This is a genomic window from Streptomyces sp. NPDC015661, from assembly GCF_043077765.1.
Classification (GTDB): Bacteria; Actinomycetota; Actinomycetes; order Streptomycetales; family Streptomycetaceae; genus Streptomyces.
In genome coordinates, this window is the sequence record NZ_JBIBST010000005.1 from 323583 (window position 1) to 346927 (window position 23345).

The following is a 23345-nucleotide window of genomic DNA, read 5'->3' on the forward strand; positions in this document are numbered from 1 at the left end:
AGGGACGGGGAAGGAAGAAGACATGGCGCTCGCCCAGCCCGAGTCGGGAGGGCTGCCGCCCCAGCGGCTGGCACCGACGCGCGGCTCACTCGCCACCACCGCCTGCATGGAGACCCTTCAGGTGGGATACCTGCACGCCGTCGCCGCCGCGGCCGGCTGCTCGCTGTCCCAACCCTTTCCGGACAACGGCATCGACTGGCACGTGAGCCACAGCGCTCCCGGGCACACCGTCGACGACGAAGTGACCATCAAGGTGCAGCTCAAGTGCACCTACCAGATACCGCCCCGCCCGCCGGGGAACGCGTTCTCCTTCACCCTCGACAACGACCACCTGGTGAAACTCGCCCGGACACCGGTGTCCGTGCACAAGATCCTGGTCGTCATGCTCGTCCCGAGGTCGCAGGAGGACTGGTTGAGAGCGAGCCACGACCGGCTCGACCTGAGGCACTGCTGCTACTGGATCAACCTGGCCGGACACCCGGTCACGGGACGGCGCCGGACCACCGTGCGCATCCCGACGGCGCGGATCTTCGACGACCGGGCGCTCTGCGAGATCATGACCCGGGTCGGCGTGGGAGGGAGACCTTGATGCACCGGCCGATCGACGAACCCGGGTTCGGGAACGAGGGGGACGGGGCCGGGCGCGGCCCCGTCCCCCCGCCCTACCGGCCCCATCCGGCCCCCGGCGAGACCCCCGGGCCCTGGACCGGCATCCCCGCCCCGCCCATCGGGCCCTGGGCCGACACCCACGGCGCACCCGACCCCGGCAGGGTCGACCCGCGGGTCCTCGGCGCGCTCCTCGCCCGCCACGGCTGGCGGCGCCGCGGCGGCGCCGTCGGCCGCTACAGCCGCTGGACCCCGCCCGGCAGCGGCACCGGCACGAGCCTCCTCGTCCCGGAGAGCCGCGCCTTCCCGGACTGCGAGGACCTGCTCGGCGAGGCGCTCACCGCCCTCGCCCGCAGTGCCACGCCCTCCGCCCGCGAGGTCCTCACCGGCCTGTCCGTCCCCAGCGACGAGATCCGCTGGTGGCGCGACGTGCCCCCGGGCCCGGCCGGCACCGTCCCCTGGACCGTGCAGGAGCAGCTCAGGTCCGCCGCCCGTCAGCTCCTCCTGGCCGGCGCCCTCGCCGTGCGCGGCCGGGCCGGCTATTACGGTGCCCGGCACCGGCGCGCCGCCCAGACGTCCCTGGAGACGGTCGTCGTCGGCGCGGCGCCCGGCGGGCGCGGCCTCACGGCCTTCCTGCCGGTGGAGCCGGGCCGCCCGATCGCCGTCCGGCTCTACCACGCGCTGTACGCGGCCCGCGAGGCCGTCGACTACCAGCGGGCCACCGGCGGCATGGAGGCCTTCGACGCGGCAGTCGAGGCGGGCGTGAGCCGTGAGCTCACCGAGGCGCTCGTCGCCCTCGTCCGGGGCACCGAGGGCGCCCGTGTCGCCCTGGAGTGGGCCCCGGCCGCCGGGGCGCCCGAGGGGTGCGCCGCCCGGCCCGAACCGGTCGAGTTCTCGCCCGGAGACCTGCCCGCGCTGCGGGAGGCGAGCGCCCGCTATCTGACGGACGAGCCCTCCGTGCCGGTCCGGCTCACCGGCGCCGTCGTCCGCATGCGCCGCTCGGGGCCGCGCGGCGAGGGGATCGTACGGCTCCGGGTGCTCGCCGGCGCGGAGGTCCCGCACGTCCGGGTCGCCCTCGACGAGGAGGCGTACCGCACGGCCGGCCACGCCCATCTCGTTGGCCTCCCGATCCGGGTGGTGGGACGTCTGGAGAGCCGGGGCGGCTTCCGCCGCCTCACCGACGCCACCGGGGTCGTGCCCGTCCAGGTCGACGAGACGGAACGGGACCGGCTGCTCAAGGCCCTGCACGAGAACCTCGATTTCTTCGAGGAGGCGTGCGGGCCGGAGGAGGAGTAGGGGCGGCGGAGCCGGGGCCCGGGAAACCCTTTCGCGGGGGGTGCGAACCGCTCGGTAAGATCGGTGGCGACGCGGCACCTCGTCTCTGCCGCGCTTCGCCGGCGCCGGCACCTCGTGTCTGCCTGCGCCCCTATGTATGGAGTACCCGTGTCTGATGTCCGTGTGACCGTCCAGTCCGCCTCGGAGGCAGAGGAGAGGGCGGTGAGCGCGGGCACCACCGCCGGCGCCCTGTTCGCCGACGACCGCACCGTCATCGCCGCCCGTGTGGGCGGCGAGCTGAAGGACCTGTCGTACGAGCTCCGCGACGGCGATGTCGTCGAGGGCGTCGAGATCTCCTCCCCGGACGGTCTCGACATCCTCCGCCACTCGACCGCGCACGTCATGGCCCAGGCCGTGCAGGAGCTCTTCCCCGAGGCCAAGCTGGGCATCGGCCCGCCGGTCCGGGACGGCTTCTACTACGACTTCGACGTCGAGAAGCCCTTCACTCCCGAGGACCTCAAGGTCATCGAGAAGAAGATGCAGGAGATCCAGAAGCGCGGCCAGCGCTTCGCCCGCCGCGTGGTGACCGACGAGGCCGCCCGCGAGGAGCTGGCGGACGAGCCGTACAAGCTGGAGCTCATCGGCATCAAGGGCTCCGCGTCGACCGACGACGGTGCGAACGTCGAGGTGGGCGGCGGCGAGCTGACCATCTACGACAACCTGGACGCCAAGACCGGCGAGCTGTGCTGGAAGGACCTCTGCCGCGGTCCGCACCTGCCCACCACCCGGAACATCCCGGCGTTCAAGCTGATGCGCAACGCGGCCGCCTACTGGCGCGGCAGCGAGAAGAACCCGATGCTCCAGCGCATCTACGGCACCGCCTGGCCGTCGAAGGACGAGCTGAAGGCGCACCTCGACTTCCTGGCCGAGGCCGAGAAGCGCGACCACCGCAAGCTGGGCAACGAGCTCGACCTCTTCTCCATCCCGGACGAGATCGGCTCCGGCCTCGCGGTCTTCCACCCCAAGGGCGGCATCATCCGCCGGGTCATGGAGGACTACTCGCGCAAGCGCCACGAGGAGGAGGGCTACGAGTTCGTCTACTCGCCGCACGCCACCAAGGGCAAGCTGTTCGAGAAGTCGGGCCACCTCGACTGGTACGCCGAGGGCATGTACCCCCCCATGCAGCTCGACGAGGGCGTGGACTACTACCTCAAGCCCATGAACTGCCCGATGCACAACCTGATCTTCGACGCGCGCGGGCGCTCCTACCGTGAGCTGCCGCTGCGCCTGTTCGAGTTCGGCACCGTGTACCGGTACGAGAAGTCCGGCGTCGTCCACGGCCTGACCCGGGCCCGCGGCTTCACCCAGGACGACGCGCACATCTACTGCACCAAGGAGCAGATGGCGGAGGAGCTCGACAAGACCCTCACCTTCGTCCTGAACCTGCTGCGCGACTACGGCCTGACCGACTTCTACCTGGAGCTGTCCACCAAGGACCCGGAGAAGTTCGTCGGCTCGGACGAGATCTGGGAGGAGGCCACCGCGGTCCTCCAGCAGGTCGCCGAGAAGCAGGGCCTCCCGCTGACCCCCGACCCGGGCGGCGCCGCGTTCTACGGCCCGAAGATCTCCGTGCAGGCGCGGGACGCCATCGGCCGCACCTGGCAGATGTCGACCGTGCAGCTCGACTTCAACCTGCCGGAGCGTTTCGACCTGGAGTACACCGCCCCGGACGGCACCAAGCAGCGCCCGGTCATGATCCACCGCGCGCTGTTCGGCTCGATCGAGCGGTTCTTCGCCGTGCTCCTGGAGCACTACGCGGGCGCGATGCCGCCGTGGCTGGCCCCGGTCCAGGCGACCGGCATCCCGATCGGTGACGCGCACGTCGACTACCTGCACGAGTTCGCCGCCAAGGCGAAGAAGCAGGGCCTGCGGGTGGAGGTCGACTCCTCCTCGGACCGGATGCAGAAGAAGATCCGGAACGCGCAGAAGCAGAAGGTCCCGTTCATGATCATCGCGGGTGACGAGGACATGGCCGCCGGCGCCGTCTCCTTCCGCTACCGCGACGGCTCGCAGGAGAACGGCATCCCCGTCGACGAGGCGATCGCCAAGCTCGCCAAGATCGTCGAGGACCGCGTCCAGGTCTGACGACCTGAGCCTTCAGGAGGCCCCCGGGGAATCCCCCGGGGGCCTCTCGTCGTCCCGGGTGAAGGCCTGGATCAGCCAGGACGAGAAGGAACCCGTCACCGCGCCGAGCAGGGCCAGGCCCACGCCCATCATGCCGACGGCCACGAGGCGGCCCATCGGCGTCACCGGGGTGACGTCGCCGTAGCCCACCGTCGCCAGGGTCGCGCACGCCCACCACACCGAGTCCCCGAACGTGAGGATCGTCGCGCCCGGCGCGTCGTGCTCGTAGGCGTAGACGGTCAGCGCCCCCGCGAAGCCGAGCAGGCTCGCCGTCATTCCCGCGTACGCCATGACCCGGGCGTAGAGCGTGAGCCGGGGCTTGTCGTGGCGGCGCTGCACCCGGTCGTAGACGCTCACCACCCGCAGCGGGCGGAGCAGCGGCAGGATCACCACGACCGTGTCGAGGAGGTGGTGGCGCACGAAGCGGAGCAGGCCGAGACCGCTCAGCCTGACCCGTACGACATAGTCCACGAGGAAGACCGTCCACGAGGCGTACGTCAGCGCGAGACACAGGTCCCGCGCGAACCCGGGCAGATCGTGGCCCAGGATCCGCACCGCGTACGTGGCGAGAAAGACCAGGGACGTGACCGTGAGCGGGGTCTCCATCCACCGGTCCCAGCGATCCTGGGCGGGGGGGATCAGCGGTCTGTCTCTCATCGGATCAGCATGGCCGCTGCATGGATCTTCCGCCCCGGCGACACGTTCCGAACGGGCGACGCAATATGCTGCTGAGCATGACGACTGAGCCGGAACAGCAGATCGGAGTGGGGACGCAGGACGCGTTCCAGCGCCTGTGGACGCCTCACCGGATGGCGTACATCCAGGGCGAGAACAAGCCGACCGGGCCGGGGGCCGAGGACGGTTGTCCGTTCTGTGTGATTCCGTCGAAGTCGGACGAGGACGGTCTGGTGATCGCGCGCGGCCAGGGCGTCTACGCGGTGCTCAACCTCTACCCGTACAACGGTGGTCACCTGATGGTGGTCCCGTACCGTCATGTCGCCGACTACACCGACCTCGACGAGGCGGAGACGGTCGAGCTCGCCGCCTTCACCAAGCGGGCCATGGTCGCGCTGCGGGCGGCCTCGGGCGCGCACGGCTTCAACATCGGCATGAACCAGGGTGCCGTCGCGGGCGCCGGCATCGCCGCGCACCTGCACCAGCACGTGGTGCCCCGCTGGGGCGGGGACACCAACTTCATGCCGGTCGTGGGCCACACCAAGGTGCTGCCCCAGCTGCTCGCCGACACCCGGAAGATGCTGGCCGACGCCTGGCCGGCCACCCTCTGAAACGTCTGAACGCCACGGAGGACCCGGGTCAGGCGTCGTAGACGTCGGCCTTCTTCGGGCCCGGGTCCTGGATCCCGCCGCTGAGGACGAGCGAGCGGTTGGTGAAGCGCTCCGTCTCCACGTTGTGCTCGTCGAGGACCTTCAGGGTCGCGGCGTGGACGGCCCGCAGCACGGGCGTGGCCATGCGGATGGCGTCGTCGGCCATGAAGCGGTTCTTCCAGAGCGGCCCGGCCCAGACGTGCCGCAGACCGAACGGCTCCGGCAGGGTCATCTTGCCGCCGAGGAACTCCAGGACCGGCGGGTACCAGGTGAGCGGAGCGCGCACCGCGAGCCGCACGATGTCCTGGGTCGTGAGCAGCGGCTGCTGGATCTCCTTCGTCTCCCAGAAGCGGACGGTCTTCGCGACCTCCTTGGTCTTCGCCTTCGGCTTCGTGGTGAAGAGGCCGTGGACGGGGCCGAGCGCGTGGCCCGTGACCTCGATCCGGAGCGTGTGGTGGAGCGAGGTCACGGTCACCATCATGGTGAGGACGAGATTTCCGTCGTAGAGCGTGAACTGCACGCCGAGGTAGTGCCGGTTGCCCGCCCCGAACTGCTGCTCGTTGCAGATGCGCTGTATCTCGTGCGGCTTCACCTGGTAGTGGACGATGTTGTCGCCCTCGGGGCGGGTGACCTCGTCGGCGCCCTCGCCGACCGTGGAGACGATCCAGTGCTTGACGGTCGGCTTGGGGAAGCCGGTCTTCAGCGAGCCGCGCTCCAGGAGCGCCAGCTCGTCGTGGATCCTGCGGACGACGTCCCAGGAGCGGAAGGCGTGGAGTTCCTTCCCGGCCTGCGGGACCAGCTCCTCGGCGAGCGCCCAGCTGCCCCAGCGGGTGCCCAGACCGAGGATCCCCTTCGTGCCCGCGTAGAACACGATGTTGGACTGCTGCTCCGCGGAGAGCTTCTCCAGGTTGACCCGGAGCGCCTCCGCCGACTTCTCGCCCGGGTCCTGCGGGACGGACTTGGGGACGTGGGGGCCGATCCCGCCGCCGCCGAGCAGGCCCGACCAGCGCTCGCGCAGGTCGACGGCGGCCTTCAGGCAGATCCGGCCCGCGAGGTACCAGCCGACGACCGGGGCGACGACCATCGCGCGCAGGTAGTTCGACAGGATCCCGTCGTAGGGCAGCTTGATCAGGACGAGCACGGCGAAGATACCGGCGGCCCAGAGGAGGGCGGTGCCGAGGGCGCTGTTGCGCTTGTTCTCGGAGCCGGAGACGAGACGGCGGAGCTGGATGACGCCGAGCCACAGCAGCAGACCGGGCAGGAAGAGGACGCCGCAGAAGAAGGTGACCAGGGTCAGCTTGATGTCGCGCTGCCTGCGCAGATGGGTGGCGGCCAGGCAGTGCTCGACGACCGGCTGCGGCTCGGCCCCGAACGACTGGATCAGGGCCTTGCGGGCGCCGCCGAGCATGCGGACCTGGACCGCCCGGGAGAAGGCCTCGCCGAGGTCGGGGCTGAAGAGCCCCCACTTCCCCTCCTTGACCGCTGTCTTGTAGAGGTCGTTGTCCGCTTCCTGGATCGTCTTCAGCGGACTGTCGCGGTACGCGGCGGAGGCGAGCGCGTTCGTCGCGCCCGTGCCGCCTCCCGTGCTCTGCAGGGGGATCTGTGCCCCGGGTCCGAAACCGTCGATCGCCACTGCCGCCCCCATCGCGCGCGAGTACCTGTGCGGGCTGTTCCCAACTGCCGTGCCCCGCACACCTTCTGAGCTGGGCACCACAGCGTAACCGGGTACGGCCGGATGCGTCACGGCCTGTGGATGTCGTCGGCCGAATGACGTCCGCCCGGCGAGTGCCGGGCGGACGTGGGCCCCTGTCACTCCGTCAGTCAGGAGCCCTTTTCGGCCTGTTCGCGGATCTTCTCCGCCAGGTGCGGGGGCATCGGTTCGTGCCGGGCGTAGGTGCGGTCGAACCGGCCGGTGCCGTGCGAGATCGAGCGCAGGTCGATCGCGTACCGTCCGATCTCGATCTCCGGCACCTCGGCCCTGACCACGGTCCGTCCCGGACCGGCCTGGTCGGTGCCGACGACCCGGCCGCGCCGCCCCGACAGATCGCTCATGACCGGGCCGACGTACTCGTCGGGGACGAGCACCTCGACCTGGGCGACCGGCTCCAGGAGATGGACGGGCACCTCGGCGGCCGCCTCGCGCAGCGCGAGCGCCCCGGCGGTCTGGAAGGCCGCGTCGGAGGAGTCCACGGAGTGGGCCTTGCCGTCCCGCAGGGTGACCCGGATGTCGACGAGCGGATGGCCGGTCGCCAGACCGCGCGCGGCCTGCGCCCGGATCCCCTTCTCGACCGAGGGGACGAACTGGCGCGGCACGGCCCCGCCGACCACCTTGTCGACGAACTCGACGCCACTGCCCGGCGGCAGCGGCTCCACGTCGATCTCGCAGATGGCGTACTGGCCGTGGCCGCCGGACTGCTTGACGTGCCGGCCGCGGCCCGAGGCAGGAGCGCCGAAGGTCTCCCGCAGCGCCACCTTGTACGGCACGGCGTCGACCTGCACCCCGTACCGGCCGCGCAGCCGCTCCAGGGCGACGTCCTGGTGGGCCTCGCCCAGGCACCACAGCACCACCTGCCGGGTGTCCTGGTTCTGTTCGAGCCGCAGGGTCGGGTCCTCGGCGACGAGCCGGGCCAGGCCCTGCGAGAGCCGGTCCTCGTCGGCCTTGCCGTGGGCCTGGACGGCCAGCGGCAGCAGCGGCTCCGGCATGGTCCACGGCTCCATCAGGAGCGGATCGTCCTTGGCGGAGACGGTGTCGCCGGTCTCCGCGTGGCCGAGCCGGGCGACACAGGCGAGGTCCCCGGCGATGCACTCCGCGAGCGGGCGCTGCTGGCGGCCGAAGGGCGAGGTGAGCCCCCCGATCCGTTCCTCCGCCTCGTGCAGCGCGTGGCCGTTGTGGGACGGGTCCGCGAGGCCGTGACCGGAGACGTGCACGGTCTCGTCGGGGCGCAGCGTCCCGGAGAAGACCCGGACCAGGGAGATCCGGCCCACATAGGGGTCGGCGGCCGTCTTGACGACCTCGGCGACCAGCGGCCCTTCGGGGTCGCAGGTGATCGGGGGCCGGGAGCGGCCGTCGGGGGTGGTGACGGCGGGCGCCTCGTGCTCCAGGGGGGAGGGGAAGCCGCCGGTGATCAGCTCCAGGAGTTCGAGGGTGCCGAGGCCCTGTGTCCCGCCGTCGGCGGCGGGGGCGGCCGCGAGCACCGGATGGAAGGCGCCCCGGGCGACGGCCTTCTCCAGGTCGTCGACGAGGGTCTTCAGATCGATCTCCTCGCCGCCCAGGTAGCGGTCCATGAGGGTCTCGTCCTCGCTCTCGGCGATGATCCCCTCGATGAGCCGGGCGCGGGCCTCCTCGATGAGCTCCCGCTGCGCCTCGTCGGGCGGGTTCTCCCGGCGCTCCCCGGAGGAGTAGTCGAAGATCCGCTCCGAGAGCAGGCCCACCAGGCCGGTGGCGGGCGCGTGCCCGTCGGCGCCCTCGGCACCGCGCACCGGCAGGTACAGCGGGAGGACGGCGTCGGGGTCGTCCCGGCCGAAGAGCCCGGCGCAGACCGAGGTGAGCTCGGTGAAGTCGGTGCGGGCCGTGTCGAGGTGGGTGACGACGATGGCGCGCGGCATCCCGACGGCGGCGCACTCCTCCCAGATCATGCGGGTGGAGCCGGCGACGGCGTCGGCCTCCTGGGCGGCCGAGACGACGAAGAGGGCCGCGTCCGCCGCGCGCAGACCGGCCCTCAGCTCCCCGACGAAGTCGGCGTACCCGGGGGTGTCGAGGAGATTGATCTTGTACCCGTCCCAGCCGACCGGGACGAGGGAGAGCTGTACGGAGCGCTGCTGGCGGTGCTCGATCTCGTCGTAGTCGGAGACGGTCGCGCCGTCCTCGACCCGCCCCGCCCTGTTGACCGCTCCGGCGGTCTGCGCGAGGGCCTCGACGAGGGTCGTCTTCCCTGATCCGCTGTGGCCGACCAGCACCACGTTCCGCACGGCCGAGGGCCGGTCGGCCGTAGGAGCCCTGCCGGCGGCTCCGGCGGGGGTCTTCGCCTTGTCACCCATGATGTTTCCTCCCGACTGCTCGCACGGTGCGGCGGGACGCGGGCGCGGGGGAGTGGTGTGTCGCGGTACGGCTCCAGCGGTGCCCGCGGTGGTCCTTCGAGCTTTGCACCGACGCCAGGACGCGTCCATACGTCGTACACCGCGGAGCCCCCCGGAGGGACCGTCGGCGGGACGCCGACGCGACCGGGCGGGTGCCCGCCCGTACGCCGGGACGCTCGTGGCTACGATGGGTGAGCCGGTGGTCATAGGGGCCGCGCGGCCCACCGAACCTCGGGAAGGCCATGCTGAACAAGTACGCGCGTGCCTTTTTCACGCGTGTCCTCACACCGTTCGCCGCGTTTTTGCTCCGCCGGGGCGTCAGCCCCGACGCGGTCACGCTCATCGGCACGGCGGGGGTGATGGCCGGTGCCCTGGTCTTCTTCCCCCGCGGAGAGTTCTTCTGGGGGACGATCGTCATCACCCTCTTCGTCTTCTCCGACCTCGTCGACGGCAACATGGCCCGGCAGGCGGGGATCTCCAGCCCATGGGGCGCCTTCCTCGACTCGACGCTCGACCGGGTCGCCGACGGCGCGATCTTCGGCGGCTTCGCGCTCTGGTACGCCGGCAAGGGCGACGACAATATCCTGTGCGCCGTCGCGATCTTCTGCCTCGCGAGCGGCCAGGTCGTCTCGTACACCAAGGCCCGAGGCGAATCGATTGGCCTGCCCGTCGCCGTGAACGGCCTGGTCGAGCGCGCCGAGCGCCTGGTGATCTCGCTGGTCGCCGCCGGTCTCGCCGGACTCCACGCCTTCGGCGTGCCGGGCATCGAGATCCTGCTCCCGATCGCCCTGTGGATCGTGGCCGTCGGCAGCGCCGTCACCCTGGGTCAGCGGGTCGTGACCGTACGCCGGGAATCGGCCGAGGCGGAAGCCGCCGCGGCCGGGAGCGGTGGGGCGGCCTCGTGAGCACCCTCAGGGAGCGTCTGAGCGACGGGCTGTACGGCGCCGGCTGGGCGACCGTGAAGAAGCTGCCGGAGCCGGTGGCGACGGGCCTCGGCCGGCGGATCGCCGACTTCGCGTGGAAGCGGCGCGGCAAGAGCGTCCTGCGTCTCGAGTCCAACCTCGCGCGCGTGGTGCCGGACGCCACGCCCGAACGGCTCGCCGAACTGTCGCAGGCCGGCATGCGCTCGTACATGCGGTACTGGATGGAGTCCTTCCGGCTGCCGACCTGGACCAAGGAGCGGGTCGAGCGGTCCATCGACATCAAGGACCGCCACCATCTGGACGAGGGCCTCGCCTCGGGGCGCGGCGTCATCCTCGCCCTGCCGCACCTGGCCAACTGGGACCTCGCGGGCGTCTGGGTGACCCGCTCGGTCGGCGTGCCGTTCACCACGGTCGCGGAGCGGCTCAAGCCCGAGTCGCTGTACGACCGGTTCGTCGCCTACCGCGAGTCCCTCGGCATGGAGGTGCTTCCGCACACCGGCGGCTCCGCCTTCGGCACCCTCGCACGCCGGCTGCGGGCCGGCGGCCTGGTCTGCCTGGTCGCCGACCGCGACCTGTCCGCCTCCGGCACCGAGGTCACGTTCTTCGGGGACACGGCACGGATGCCGGCGGGCCCGGCGATCCTCGCCCAGCAGACCGGCGCGCTGCTGCTGCCCGTGACGCTCTGGTACGACGACACGTCGGTCATGAAGGGCCGGATCCACGCGCCGATCGACGTACCCGAGTCGGGTACGCGCGCCGAGAAGACGTCCCTGATGACACAGGACCTGGCCGACGCCTTCGCCGGCGGCATCGCGGACCACCCGGAGGACTGGCACATGCTGCAACGACTGTGGCTCTCGGACCTGGAAGAGCGGGAGGAGCCGGGCGCGTGAAGATCGGGATCGTCTGTCCGTACTCCTGGGACGTGCCGGGCGGCGTCCAGTTCCACATCCGCGACCTCGCCGAGCACCTCGTCCGGCTGGGCCACGAGGTCTCCGTCCTCGCCCCCGCCGACGACGACACCCCGCTGCCGCCGTACGTGGTCTCCGCGGGCCGGGCCGTGCCCGTGTCCTACAACGGCTCGGTGGCCCGGCTCAGCTTCGGCTTCCTCTCCGCCGCGCGGGTCCGCCGCTGGCTGCACGACGGCACCTTCGACGTCGTCCACATCCACGAGCCGACCTCCCCGTCGCTCGGGCTGCTCACCTGCTGGGCGGCGCAGGGGCCGATCGTGGCCACCTTCCACACCTCGAACCCGCGCTCACGCGCCATGATCGCCGCCTACCCGATCCTCCAGCCCGCCCTGGAGAAGATCAGCGCCCGCATCGCGGTCAGCGAGTACGCCCGGCGCACGCTCGTCGAGCACCTCGGCGGCGACGCGGTCGTCATCCCCAACGGCGTCGACGTGGACTTCTTCGCCCGCGCCGAACCGAAGAAGGAGTGGCAGGGCGAGACCCTCGGCTTCATCGGCCGCATCGACGAGCCGCGCAAGGGCCTGCCCGTCCTCATGCGGGCCCTCCCGAAGATCCTCACCGAGCGGCCCGGGGCGCGGCTCCTCGTCGCCGGACGCGGCGACGAGGAGGAGGCCGTGGCCTCGCTGCCGCCCGAGATGCGCTCCCGGGTGGAGTTCCTCGGCATGGTCAGCGACGAGGACAAGGCGCGGCTGCTGCGGAGCGTCGACGTGTACGTGGCCCCCAACACCGGCGGCGAGAGCTTCGGCATCATCCTCGTCGAGGCGCTGTCGGCCGGCGCGCCGGTCCTCGCCTCCGACCTGGACGCCTTCGCGCAGGTCCTCGACCAGGGGGCGGCCGGCGAGCTCTTCGCCAACGAGGACGCCGACGCGCTCGCGAACGCGGCCATCGCGCTCCTCGGCGACGCACCGCGGCGCAAGGAGCTGAGCGCCCGGGGCTCGGCCCATGTGCGGCGCTTCGACTGGTCGACGGTCGGCGCGGACATCCTCGCGGTGTACGAGACGGTGACGGACGGGGCGGCGGCGGTGGACACGGACGAACGCACGGGCGGCCTGAGAGCCCGCCTGGGCCTGTAGGACGGCTGCGCGGGGCCCCGCCGGCCTGTAGGACGGCTGCGCGGGGCCCCGCCTCCACCTGCTGCTGGGCGGGTGCCCCCGCCCACCCGCCCCCTGCGCCCACGCCCGCGCGTGGTGCCCCCGCCCACCCCCGTGTGGGCCCACGCCCCCGCCGGGCGGCGCCCGCCCACCCGCCGTGTGGGCCCGCGCCTCCGCTGGGCGGTGCCTGCGCCCACCCCCGCGCGGTCCACGCCCGCGCGTGGCGCCCCCGCCCACCCGCCGTGTGGTCCCGCGCCTCCGCTGGGCGGTGCCTGCGCCCACCCCCGCGCGGTCCACGCCCGCGCGTGGCGCCCCCGCCCACCCGCCGTGTGGTCCCGCGCCCCCGCTGGGCGGAGCCCCCTCCCACCCCCGTGTGGGCAATCGTCCCGCTGGGGCGATGGGGGTCCCCCCTGCTCGAGCGAAGCCGAGAGCTTGGGGGAGGGTGGGCACACGGGACGGCGCCCTCAGCGGCGCCTCCGCCTTCCGTGCCTGGACCCGCACCCCACGCCGCGGTGCCCATCGTGGTGCGGGTCAGGGCGCGGGAGCCTCTGGCGCCGGCAAGGGCGCCGTCCGTTGCGCCCACCCGTTCCGCCCCGGGCGGAACGCATGCCCACAACGAGGGGCCGCGGGCAGGCTGCTCGTATGGAAACGATCACCCGGCTCGACCTCGGGCACCTCACCCGCCCCGCCGAGGAATGGGACGGCCCCCACGCGCGCGTGGAACCCGTCCTCGGATATCTCGTGCGGCACGCGGGCGTGCGGCTGCTCTTCGACACCGGGATCGGGACCGGGTCCCCGGAGACCGACGCGCACTACCGGCCCGTCCGGCACCCGCTGCCCGTCGGCCCGGGCGACGTCGACCTCCTCGTCAACTGCCACCTGCACTTCGACCACATCGGCGGCAACCAGCGATTCCCGACCACCCCCGTCCTCGTCCAGCGCACCGAGCTCGCCCGAGCCCGCGCCGGCGCGTACACGATCGACGAGCTGCTGCCCGGCGTCCGGTACGAGGAGCTGGACGGCGAGCACGAGATCGCGCCGGGCGTCCGCGTCGTGCCGACCCCCGGGCACACCGACGGCCATCAGTCCCTCGTCCTCGACCACGGCGACCGCGTCACGGTCCTCGCGGGCCAGGCGTACGACTTCGCCCACGAGTTCGGCAGCCCGTACCTCCCCTGGCTCGACCGGCTCGGCGAGCTCGCCGACGGGCGTCCCGCGCGTGTCCTGTTCGCCCACGACCGTGACCTTTGGGAAGGGGTGCTGCCCCCGCCCCGGTAGCCTGTGCGCCCGTGACCGAAACCCTGATCTGGACCGTCGTCGCGCTGATCCTCATCGGCGTCTATCTGAGCTGGACCGCCGGGCGGCTCGACCGGCTGCACTCGCGCATCGACGCCGCCCGCGCGGCCCTGGACGCGCAGCTCCTGCGCCGGGCCTCGGTCACCCAGGAGCTCGCCACCTCCGGCGTCCTCGACCCCGCCGCCTCGATCGTGCTGTACGAGGCCGCGCACGCCGCCCGGCAGGCCGAGGAGGACCAGCGGGAGGTCGCCGAGAGCGAGCTGAGCCAGGCGCTGCGGGCCGTCTTCGGCGAGCCCGAGCAGGTGGAGCTCGTACGGGCGGCGCCCGGCGGCGAGGAGGCCGCGGGGGAGCTGGCGCAGGCCGTCCGCCGGGTGCCGATGGCCCGCCGCTTCCACAACGACGCCGTGCGGGCCGCCCGCGCGCTGCGCCGCCACCGCAAGGTCCGCTGGTTCCGGCTCGCGGGCCACGCGCCCTTCCCGCTCGCCTTCGAAATGGACGACGAGCCGCCCGTTGCCCTTGCCGATCGCCCGGCCTGACGCTCGTAACCTGGGAAAACGATCCACCGGGTCCACATTGGCCCTTGATGTGGACCGCAGGTGGCCTGTTTCCTCATCTTGTCGTCAACCCCCGTTGTCACGAGTGAGGTATCCGTGTCCACCACGCCTTCCACCACCTTCCAGTCCCCCGAGACCGGCACCGCGCGCGTGAAGCGCGGCATGGCCGAGCAGCTCAAGGGCGGCGTGATCATGGACGTGGTCAACGCCGAGCAGGCGAAGATCGCCGAGGACGCCGGCGCCGTGGCCGTCATGGCCCTGGAGCGGGTCCCCGCGGACATCCGCAAGGACGGCGGCGTCGCCCGCATGTCCGACCCGAACATGATCGAAGAGATCATCGGCGCGGTCTCCATCCCGGTCATGGCCAAGTCCCGCATCGGCCACTTCGTCGAGGCCCAGGTCCTGCAGTCCCTCGGCGTCGACTACATCGACGAGTCCGAGGTCCTGACCCCGGCCGACGAGATCAACCACTCCGACAAGTGGGCCTTCACGACCCCCTTCGTCTGTGGTGCCACCAACCTGGGCGAGGCCCTGCGCCGCATCGCCGAGGGCGCGGCCATGATCCGCTCGAAGGGCGAGGCCGGCACCGGCAACGTCGTCGAGGCCGTCCGTCACCTCCGCCAGATCAAGAACGAGATCGCCAAGCTGCGCGGCTTCGACAACAACGAGCTGTTCGCCGCCGCCAAGGAGCTCCGCGCCCCGTACGAGCTCGTCAAGGAGGTCGCCGAGCTCGGCAAGCTGCCGGTCGTGCTGTTCTCCGCCGGTGGTGTCGCCACCCCCGCCGACGCCGCGCTCATGCGCCAGCTCGGCGCCGAGGGCGTCTTCGTCGGCTCCGGCATCTTCAAGTCGGGCGACCCGGCCAAGCGCGCCGCCGCCATCGTGAAGGCCACCACCTTCTACGACGACCCGAAGGTCATCGCGGACGCCTCCCGCAACCTGGGCGAGGCCATGGTCGGCATCAACTGCGACACCCTCCCCGAGTCCGAGCGCTACGCGAACCGGGGCTGGTAAGCACCCATGAGCACCCCCGTAATCGGTGTCCTGGCGCTCCAGGGCGACGTACGGGAGCACCTGATCGCCCTGGCCGCGGCTGACGCCGTGGCCAGGCCGGTCCGGCGCCCCGAGGAGCTCGCCGAGGTCGACGGCCTGGTCATCCCCGGTGGCGAGTCCACCACGATCTCCAAGCTGGCCGCCCTCTTCGGCCTGATGGAGCCGCTGCGCGAGCGCATCGCCGCTGGCCTGCCCGTGTACGGCACCTGCGCCGGCCTGATCATGCTCGCCGACAAGATCCTCGACCCGCGCTCGGGCCAGGAGACCTTCGGCGGCATCGACATGATCGTCCGCCGCAACGCCTTCGGGCGGCAGAACGAGTCCTTCGAGGCCGGTGTCACCGTGGCGGGGATCGACTCTCCCGTCGAGGGCGTCTTCATCCGCGCCCCGTGGGTGGAGTCCGTCGGCGCCCAGGTCGAGGTGCTCGCCGAGCACGAGGGCCACATCGTCGCCGTCCGGCAGGGCCGGGCCCTCGCGACCTCCTTCCACCCCGAGCTCACCGGTGACCACCGCATCCACGAGCTGTTCGTCGACATGGTGCGCGCGGAACGGTGACACGATCCCGGTAGGATCTCTGGGGTTCGTTCAAGAAGTGGGTTACGCGAAGGAGACAGGCAGATGTCCGGCCACTCTAAATGGGCTACGACGAAGCACAAGAAGGCCGTGATCGACGCCAAGCGCGGCAAGCTCTTCGCGAAGCTGATCAAGAACATCGAGGTCGCGGCCCGCACCGGCGGCGCCGACCCGGACGGCAACCCGACGCTCTACGACGCCATCCAGAAGGCGAAGAAGAGCTCGGTCCCGAACAAGAACATCGATTCCGCGGTGAAGCGCGGCGGCGGCCTCGAGGCCGGCGGCGTCGACTACGCCACGATCATGTACGAGGGCTACGGCCCGAACGGTGTCGCGGTGCTCATCGAGTGCCTCACCGACAACCGCAACCGCGCCGCCTCCGACGTGCGCGTCGCCATGACCCGCAACGGCGGCTCCATGGCGGACCCGGGCTCGGTCTCGTACCTGTTCAACCGCAAGGGCGTCGTCGTGCTCCCCAAGGGTGAGCTGTCCGAGGACGACGTCCTGGAGTCGGTGCTCGAGGCCGGCGCCGAGGAGGTCAACGACCTCGGCGAGTCCTTCGAGATCATCAGCGAGGCCACCGACCTGGTCGCGGTCCGTACCGCCCTCCAGGAGGCCGGCATCGACTACGACTCGGCCGAGTCCAGCTTCGTCCCGACCATGCAGGTCGAGCTCGACGAGGACGGCGCGCGCAAGATGTTCAAGCTGATCGACGCCCTGGAGGACAGCGACGACGTGCAGAACGTCTTCGCCAACTTCGACGTCAGCGACGAGGTCATGGAGAAGGTCGACGCCTGATCGCGGACCTTCCGAGCAGCGGGCCGACGGGACACACCCCGTCGGCCCGCTGCGTTGTCAGTGGCAGCCGATAGCCTGCACAAACAGACTTGCGATCAGCTGGTGATCAGGGAGGGGGCGGCGTGCGCGTACTCGGGGTGGACCCCGGGCTGACCCGGTGCGGCGTCGGCGTCGTCGAGGGCGTCGCCGGCCGGCCCCTGACCATGCTCGGCGTCGGCGTGGTCCGCACGGCCGCGGACGCCGACATCGGCGTCCGGCTCGTCGGCATCGAGCGTGGCATCGAGGAGTGGCTGGACCGCTTCTCTCCCGAACTCGTCGCCGTGGAGCGGGTGTTCAGCCAGCACAACGTGCGTACGGTGATGGGCACCGCCCAGGCCAGCGCGGTCGCCATGCTCTGTGCCTCCCGGCGCGGCATCCCCGTCGCCCTGCACACCCCCAGCGAGGTCAAGGCCGCCGTCACCGGCAGCGGCCGCGCCGACAAGGCGCAGGTCGGGGCCATGGTGACCCGGCTCCTGAGGCTCTCCGCCCCGCCCAAGCCGGCCGACGCCGCCGACGCCCTCGCCCTCGCCATCTGCCACATCTGGCGGGCCCCCGCCCAGAACCGTCTGCAACAGGCCGTCGCCCAGCACGCCGCTGCCCGGCCCGTCACCGCGCTGAAAGGCCGTACCCGATGATCGCCTTCGTGAGCGGCCCGGTCGCCGCCCTCGCCCCCACGACCGCCGTCGTCGAGGTGGGGGGAGTGGGCATGGCCGTCCAGTGCACCCCGAACACCATCGCGGGACTGCGCCTCGGTGAGCACGCCCGGCTCGCCACCTCCCTGGTCGTGCGGGAGGACTCCCTCACCCTGTACGGCTTCGCCGACGACGACGAGCGGCAGGTCTTCGAGCTCCTCCAGACCGCCAGCGGCGTCGGCCCCCGCCTCGCCCAGGCCATGCTGGGGGTGCACAGCCCCGACGCGCTGCGCCTCGCCGTCTCCACCGGCGACGAGAAGGCCCTCACCGCCGTCCCCGGCATCGGCAAGAAGGGCGCGCAGAAGCTCCTCCTCGAACTGAAGGACAAGCTCGGCGCCCCGCTCGGCAGCAGCGGCCTGGTCGGTGCCCAGCGCGCCGCCGCCGCGGGCCCCGCGCCCTGGACCGAGCAGCTGTCCGCCGCCCTGATCGGCCTGGGCTACGCGAGCCGCGAGGCCGAGGAGGCCGTCAGCGCCGTCACCCCGCAGGCCGAGGCCGCCCTCGCCGAGACCGGCTCCGCCCCCGTGCCCCAGCTGCTGCGCGCCGCGCTGCAGACCCTGAACCGCGCCCGCTGACCGCCCGTACGAACGAGAAGGCAACCACCACCGTGAACTGGGACGACGACAGCACCGCCGAGCCGGACGCGCGGATCGTCGGCGCCTCCGCCGAGGGCGACGACCAGGCCGTCGAGGCGGCCCTGCGCCCCAAGGACCTCAGCGAGTTCGTCGGCCAGGAGAAGGTCCGCCAGCAGCTCGACCTCGTCCTCAAGGCCGCCCGCCAGCGCGGTGCCACCGCCGACCACGTGCTGCTGTCCGGCGCGCCCGGCCTCGGCAAGACCACCCTCTCGATGATCATCGCCGCCGAGATGAACGCGCCGATCCGCATCACCTCGGGCCCCGCCATCCAGCACGCCGGCGACCTCGCCGCGATCCTCTCCTCCCTCCAGGAGGGCGAGATCCTCTTCCTCGACGAGATCCACCGGATGTCCCGGCCCGCCGAGGAGATGCTCTACATGGCGATGGAGGACTTCCGCGTCGACGTCATCGTCGGCAAGGGCCCCGGCGCCACCGCCATCCCGCTGGAACTCCCGCCCTTCACCCTCGTCGGCGCCACCACCCGGGCCGGACTCCTGCCGCCGCCCCTGCGCGACCGCTTCGGCTTCACCGCCCACATGGAGTTCTACGACCCGGCCGAGCTCCAGCGCGTGATCCACCGCTCCGCCGGACTCCTCGACGTCGAGATCGACCCCGACGGCGCCGCCGAGATCGCCGGCCGTTCCCGCGGCACCCCCCGCATCGCCAACCGTCTGCTGCGCCGCGTCCGGGACTACGCCCAGGTCAGGGCCGACGGAGTGATCACCAGAGAGGTCTCCGAGGCGGCCCTCAGCGTGTACGAGGTGGACAGCCGCGGCCTCGACCGGCTCGACCGCGCCGTCCTGGAGGCCCTCCTCAAGCTCTTCGGCGGCGGACCGGTCGGTCTGTCCACCCTCGCGGTCGCCGTGGGGGAGGAGCGCGAGACCGTCGAGGAGGTCGCCGAACCCTTCCTCGTACGCGAAGGACTGCTGGCCCGCACACCCCGTGGCCGGGTCGCCACTCCGGCGGCATGGACGCACCTCGGACTCGTTCCGCCGCAGGCAGCGGGCCCGGGAAGCGCAGGGTACGGCACGGGATCGGGACAACAGGGGCTCTTCGGGGCGTGACGGTGTCGACACTCGCCCGGACCGGAACCAGGGTGCGATGCTGGACGTTGTTCCAACGATGCGGACTCGCCTAGACTCCGCCGTTGCCGCCCTTTCTGGTCGGCGCGCCCACCCCCGAAGATCAGGCCGCGGGTTCTCCGCGACCGTGCGAAGGAAACCCGTCCCGTGAGCATCGTGACCCTCCTCCCCTTCATCGTCCTCATCGGGGCCATGTTCCTGATGACCCGCTCTGCCAAGAAGAAGCAGCAGGCGGCGGCGCAGATGCGCAACGAGATGCAGCCCGGCACCGGCGTACGGACGATCGGGGGGATGTACGCCACCGTCAAGGAGATCGGCGACGAGACCGTTCTCCTCGAGGTCGCGCCGGGCGTGCACGCGGTCTACGCCAAGAACGCCATCGGCGCGGTCCTCGAGGACGCCGAGTACAACCGGATCGTCCACGGCGACGACGAGGAGTCGGACACCGACACCGTCGTCCCGGACGACGCCTCCTCGCTGACCGAGGCCGCCGAGGCCACGGACGCGGAGACCGCCGAGGACGCGCCGAAGGCCGACCTGACGAAGAAGTCGGACGCGGCCGAGGCCGGCGCCGAGGGTCAGAAGGACGGCAAGGCCGACGGCGAGACCGACGCGAAGTAGTCGCGGCCGGGGACCGCGCGCACGCCCACCGGCGGGCGCGGTCCCCGGAACGGTTCCACGTCTGCGGGGGCAGGTCCCCACACACACTTCGTGGCCGTCTCACGCATACCCGGCGTGAGGCGGTTGGACAGGGAGATACGACAGGTGGCAGCACCGAAGAAGGGCCGAAGGCCGGCGGGGGGACAGAGCCGTCCGGGCCGCGCCCTGGCACTCATCCTGATCGCCATGGTCGCGCTCACCGGCGGGATGTTCTGGTCGGGGCACACCACCCCGCGCCTCGGCATCGACCTCGCCGGCGGCACGTCGATCACGCTCAAGGCGAAGGCCGAGCCCGGCCAGGAGTCGGCGGTCAACGAGACCAACATGAACACGGCGGTCGGCATCATCGAGCGCCGTGTCAACGGTCTGGGTGTCTCCGAGGCCGAGGTTCAGACGCAGGGCGCCGAGAACATCATCGTCAACATCCCTCGCGGGACGAACGAGAAGCAGGCCCGCGAGCAGGTCGGCACCACCGCCCAGCTCTACTTCCGGCCCGTTATCGCCGTCGCGGCCGCCGCGCCGCAGCCGGCTCCGAGCGCCACGCCCTCCGGCTCGGCCTCGCCGAAGCCGTCCGCCTCGGCCTCCTCCGGCGCGAAGGTCGGTGAGAAGTCGGCGACCCCGACCGCGACCGCCTCCACGCAGGGCCGTGCGCTCACCGAGGGCCTCAAGGCCCCGAGCCCGACGCCCACCGCGAGCTCCTCCGCGAAGCCGAAGGCCACCGCGACCCCGCAGGCGACCCCGAAGCCCGACCCGGCCACCGCCGCTCTGCAGCAGAAGTTCGCCACGCTGAACTGCCTCGACCCCAAGGCGCGCGCCGCCGTCGGCCAGGGCGTCAAGGCGACCGAGCCCACCGTCGCCTGTGGCGAGGACTCCCCGGGCGTGTGGTCGAAGTACCTCCTCGGCCCGGCCGAGGTCGACGGCAAGGACGTCGACGACGCCAAGGGCGTGCTCGACCCGCAGCGCGGCATCTGGATCGTCACGATGGACTTCACCGACGCCGGCTCGAAGAAGTTCCAGTCGATCACCAGCAAGCTGTCGCAGCAGGCCGACCCGCAGAACCGGTTCGCGATCGTCCTGGACGGCGACGTCGTCTCGGCGCCCTCCGTGCGCCAGACGCTCAGCGCCAGCGCCGAGATCTCCGGCAACTTCAACCAGCAGTCCGCCCAGGACCTCGGCAACGTCCTGTCCTACGGCGCCCTGCCGCTCACCTTCCAGACCCAGAGCGTCGACACCGTCACCGCCGCGCTCGGCGGGGACCAGCTGCAGGCCGGTCTCATCGCCGGCGCCATCGGTCTCGGACTGGTCATCATCTACCTGGTCGCCTACTACCGCGGCCTGTCGCTGATCGCCATCCTCAGCCTCGGCGTCTCGGCGCTCCTCACCTATGTGCTCATGGCCCTGCTCGGCCCGGCCATCGGCTTCGCGCTGAACCTGCCGGCCGTCTGTGGCGCCATCGTCGCCATCGGCATCACCGCGGACTCGTTCATCGTCTACTTCGAGCGCATCCGCGACGAGCTCCGCGAGGGCCGCACGCTCCGCCCGGCCGTCGAGCGCGCCTGGCCGCGCGCCCGCCGCACGATCCTGGTCTCCGACTTCGTGTCGTTCCTGGCCGCGGCCGTGCTGTTCATCGTGACCGTCGGCAAGGTCCAGGGCTTCGCGTTCACGCTCGGTCTGACCACCCTGCTCGACATCGTCGTGGTGTTCCTCTTCACCAAGCCGGTCATGACGCTGCTCGCCCGGACCAAGTTCTTCGGCAACGGTCACAAGTGGTCCGGCCTGGACCCGAAGCGGCTCGGCGCCAAGCCGCCGCTGCGCCGCACCCGCCGTGCCCACGCCCCCGTCGACGCGAAGGAGGCGTGAGATGTCGAAGCTCGGCGATCTCGGCGCCCGGCTCCACCGCGGTGAGGTCGGTTACGACTTCATCGGCAACCGCAAGATCTGGTATGGCCTGTCCATCCTGATCACCATCACCGCCATCGTCGCCCTGGCCGTCCGCGGCCTCAACATGGGCATCGAGTTCCAGGGCGGCGCCGTCTTCACCACCCCGAAGTCGGACGTCTCCGTCAGCCAGGCGCAGGAGTACGCGGAAGAGGCCTCCGGCCACGACGCGATCGTCCAGAAGCTCGGCAACGGCTCCCTGCGCATCCAGGTCGGCGGCCTCGACACCGCGAAGTCCGACCAGGTCCGCGCGGAGCTCTCCAAGGACCTGAACATCCCCGAGGAGAAGATCGCGGCCGAGCTGGTCGGCCCCAGCTGGGGTGAGCAGATCGCCACCAAGGCCTGGACCGGCCTCGGGGTCTTCATGATCCTCGTGGTGATCTACCTGGCCATCGCCTTCGAGTGGAGAATGGCGGTCGCGGCACTCGTCGCCCTCATCCACGACCTCACGATCACGGTGGGCATCTACTCCCTGGTCGGCTTCGAGGTCACCGTCGGTACGGTCATCGGTCTGCTGACGATCCTCGGCTACTCGCTGTACGACACCGTCGTCGTCTTCGACTCCCTCAAGGAGCAGACGAAGGACATCACGAAGCAGACCCGCTACACCTACAGCGAGCTGGCCAACCGCTCGATCAACGGCACCCTGGTCCGTTCGATCAACACCACCGTGGTCGCGCTGCTCCCGGTCGCCGGCCTGCTCTTCATCGGTGGCGGCGTCCTCGGCGCCGGCATGCTCAACGACATCTCGCTGTCGCTGTTCGTGGGCCTCGCCGCGGGTGCGTACTCCTCGATCTTCATCGCCACGCCGCTCGTGGCCGATCTCAAGGAGCGCGAGCCCTCGATCAAGGCGCTCAGGAAGCGCATTCAGGCCAAGCGCGCCAGCGCCGCCGCCAAGGGCGAGCCGCTGGACGCGGCGGACGACCTGTCCGCCGAGGCCGCCGTCGTGGGCCCCCGGGCCGGCCGTCGCGGCACCCAGGAGCACCGAGGATGACCGCCGAGGCCCAGGACGTCACCGAGCTCCTGCTCAGCCGCATCCGTGACGTCCCCGACTACCCGAAGCCGGGCGTGCTGTTCAAGGACATCACGCCCTTGCTCGCGGACCCGGTGGCGTTCACGGCCCTCACCGACTCCCTCGCCGCGCTGTGCTCCGCGCACGGCGCGACGAAGATCGTCGGACTGGAGGCCCGCGGCTTCATCCTGGCCGCCCCGGTGGCCGTCCGCGCGGGCCTGGGCTTCATCCCGGTCCGCAAGGCCGGCAAGCTCCCCGGGGCCACGCTCAGCCAGGCGTACGAGCTGGAGTACGGCACCGCCGAGATCGAGGTGCACGCCGAGGACCTGGCCGCGGGCGACCGCGTCATGGTCATCGACGACGTCCTCGCCACCGGTGGCACGGCCGAGGCCTCCATCGAGCTGATCCGTCGCGCGGGCGCCGAGGTCGCGGGCGTCGCGGTCCTCATGGAGCTCGGCTTCCTCCCGGGCCGCGCCCGGCTGGAGCCGGCCCTGGGCGGCGCACCGCTCACGGCACTGATCACGGTCTGACATCGGGGTTCACCCCGATCGGGGCGCTCCGGGGAAT

The 23345-nt window shown here is 71.7% G+C and carries 22 protein-coding genes; 19 read left to right on the forward strand and 3 right to left on the reverse strand.

Going from position 1 to position 23345, the window contains the following annotated elements:
* Positions 1-22: 22 nt before the first annotated feature.
* From ACF07V_RS16115 to thrS, 3 genes are all read left to right on the forward strand, one after another.
* The gene (locus ACF07V_RS16115) at positions 23-589 is read left to right on the forward strand and encodes a DUF4365 domain-containing protein (RefSeq protein ID WP_392154637.1); all 567 of its coding nucleotides are present in this window, start codon (positions 23-25) and stop codon (positions 587-589) included.
* Positions 589-1902, forward strand: a complete 1314-nt coding sequence (locus ACF07V_RS16120; protein ID WP_392154639.1) for a hypothetical protein — start codon at positions 589-591, stop codon at positions 1900-1902. Before ACF07V_RS16115 ends, ACF07V_RS16120 begins: the two co-directional genes overlap by 1 nt.
* A 147-nt stretch (positions 1903-2049) precedes the next feature.
* Positions 2050-4026: a threonine--tRNA ligase gene (gene thrS, locus ACF07V_RS16125; RefSeq protein ID WP_392154640.1), complete on the forward strand. Its 1977-nt coding sequence runs from the start codon at positions 2050-2052 to the stop codon at positions 4024-4026.
* A gap of 12 nt (positions 4027-4038) precedes the next feature.
* On the opposite strand, the gene ACF07V_RS16130 is transcribed toward thrS, so the two are convergent.
* Positions 4039-4722, reverse strand: a complete 684-nt coding sequence (locus tag ACF07V_RS16130; RefSeq protein ID WP_392154641.1) for a potassium channel family protein — start codon at positions 4720-4722, stop codon at positions 4039-4041.
* A gap of 65 nt (positions 4723-4787) precedes the next feature.
* Between ACF07V_RS16130 and ACF07V_RS16135 the strand changes: the two genes are divergently transcribed.
* A complete protein-coding gene (locus ACF07V_RS16135) occupies positions 4788-5351 on the forward strand; it encodes an HIT domain-containing protein (protein ID WP_225799511.1) in 564 nt (187 codons plus the stop codon).
* Between the two features lie 28 nt (positions 5352-5379).
* On the opposite strand, the gene ACF07V_RS16140 is transcribed toward ACF07V_RS16135, so the two are convergent.
* Both ACF07V_RS16140 and ACF07V_RS16145 read right to left on the reverse strand, forming a co-directional pair.
* On the reverse strand, positions 5380-7035 hold the full coding sequence (locus ACF07V_RS16140; RefSeq protein WP_392154643.1) for a hypothetical protein: 1656 nt from the start codon (positions 7033-7035) through the stop codon (positions 5380-5382).
* Positions 7036-7211: 176 nt separating this feature from the next.
* Positions 7212-9428, reverse strand: a complete 2217-nt coding sequence (locus ACF07V_RS16145) for an elongation factor G-like protein EF-G2 (protein ID WP_392154644.1) — start codon at positions 9426-9428, stop codon at positions 7212-7214.
* A gap of 281 nt (positions 9429-9709) precedes the next feature.
* On the opposite strand from ACF07V_RS16145, the gene pgsA reads away from it, so the two are divergent.
* From pgsA to ACF07V_RS16220, 15 genes are all read left to right on the forward strand, one after another.
* Positions 9710-10372 (forward strand): phosphatidylinositol phosphate synthase, encoded by a 663-nt coding sequence (gene pgsA, locus ACF07V_RS16150; protein ID WP_392154646.1) that lies wholly within the window; start codon positions 9710-9712, stop codon positions 10370-10372.
* Positions 10369-11283, forward strand: a complete 915-nt coding sequence (locus ACF07V_RS16155) for a phosphatidylinositol mannoside acyltransferase (protein WP_392154647.1) — start codon at positions 10369-10371, stop codon at positions 11281-11283. The genes pgsA and ACF07V_RS16155 overlap by 4 nt, the downstream gene beginning before the upstream one ends.
* On the forward strand, positions 11280-12434 hold the full coding sequence (locus tag ACF07V_RS16160; RefSeq protein WP_392154649.1) for a glycosyltransferase family 4 protein: 1155 nt from the start codon (positions 11280-11282) through the stop codon (positions 12432-12434). Before ACF07V_RS16155 ends, ACF07V_RS16160 begins: the two co-directional genes overlap by 4 nt.
* A gap of 660 nt (positions 12435-13094) precedes the next feature.
* A complete protein-coding gene (locus ACF07V_RS16165) occupies positions 13095-13730 on the forward strand; it encodes an MBL fold metallo-hydrolase (RefSeq protein WP_392154651.1) in 636 nt (211 codons plus the stop codon).
* A gap of 11 nt (positions 13731-13741) precedes the next feature.
* Complete coding sequence (locus tag ACF07V_RS16170) at positions 13742-14284, forward strand: hypothetical protein (RefSeq protein ID WP_369143180.1); 543 nt, start codon at positions 13742-13744, stop codon at positions 14282-14284.
* A gap of 114 nt (positions 14285-14398) precedes the next feature.
* Positions 14399-15313, forward strand: coding sequence for a pyridoxal 5'-phosphate synthase lyase subunit PdxS (gene pdxS / locus ACF07V_RS16175; RefSeq protein ID WP_184932491.1), 915 nt, complete (start codon positions 14399-14401; stop codon positions 15311-15313).
* 6 nt (positions 15314-15319) lie between these two features.
* Entirely contained in the window at positions 15320-15907 is a 588-nt protein-coding gene (gene pdxT, locus ACF07V_RS16180) for a pyridoxal 5'-phosphate synthase glutaminase subunit PdxT (protein WP_392154653.1), read from the forward strand.
* 63 nt (positions 15908-15970) lie between these two features.
* Positions 15971-16723, forward strand: a complete 753-nt coding sequence (locus tag ACF07V_RS16185) for a YebC/PmpR family DNA-binding transcriptional regulator (RefSeq protein ID WP_017242256.1) — start codon at positions 15971-15973, stop codon at positions 16721-16723.
* Between the two features lie 122 nt (positions 16724-16845).
* Positions 16846-17397, forward strand: coding sequence for a crossover junction endodeoxyribonuclease RuvC (gene ruvC, locus ACF07V_RS16190; protein WP_189804416.1), 552 nt, complete (start codon positions 16846-16848; stop codon positions 17395-17397).
* A complete protein-coding gene (ruvA, locus tag ACF07V_RS16195; RefSeq protein ID WP_392154655.1) occupies positions 17394-18026 on the forward strand; it encodes a Holliday junction branch migration protein RuvA in 633 nt (210 codons plus the stop codon). Before ruvC ends, ruvA begins: the two co-directional genes overlap by 4 nt.
* A 32-nt stretch (positions 18027-18058) precedes the next feature.
* Positions 18059-19150, forward strand: coding sequence for a Holliday junction branch migration DNA helicase RuvB (ruvB, locus tag ACF07V_RS16200; protein ID WP_392154657.1), 1092 nt, complete (start codon positions 18059-18061; stop codon positions 19148-19150).
* Positions 19151-19315: 165 nt separating this feature from the next.
* Positions 19316-19789 carry a preprotein translocase subunit YajC gene (gene yajC / locus ACF07V_RS16205; protein ID WP_392154658.1) on the forward strand — a complete coding sequence of 158 codons (474 nt, stop codon included), beginning with the start codon at positions 19316-19318 and terminating at the stop codon, positions 19787-19789.
* 144 nt (positions 19790-19933) lie between these two features.
* Positions 19934-21688 carry a protein translocase subunit SecD gene (gene secD / locus ACF07V_RS16210; RefSeq protein ID WP_392154660.1) on the forward strand — a complete coding sequence of 585 codons (1755 nt, stop codon included), beginning with the start codon at positions 19934-19936 and terminating at the stop codon, positions 21686-21688.
* A 1-nt stretch (position 21689) separates the two neighbouring features.
* Positions 21690-22760 (forward strand): protein translocase subunit SecF, encoded by a 1071-nt coding sequence (gene secF / locus ACF07V_RS16215; protein ID WP_392154661.1) that lies wholly within the window; start codon positions 21690-21692, stop codon positions 22758-22760.
* A complete protein-coding gene (locus ACF07V_RS16220) occupies positions 22757-23308 on the forward strand; it encodes an adenine phosphoribosyltransferase (protein WP_392154663.1) in 552 nt (183 codons plus the stop codon). The genes secF and ACF07V_RS16220 overlap by 4 nt, the downstream gene beginning before the upstream one ends.
* Positions 23309-23345: the final 37 nt, after the last annotated feature.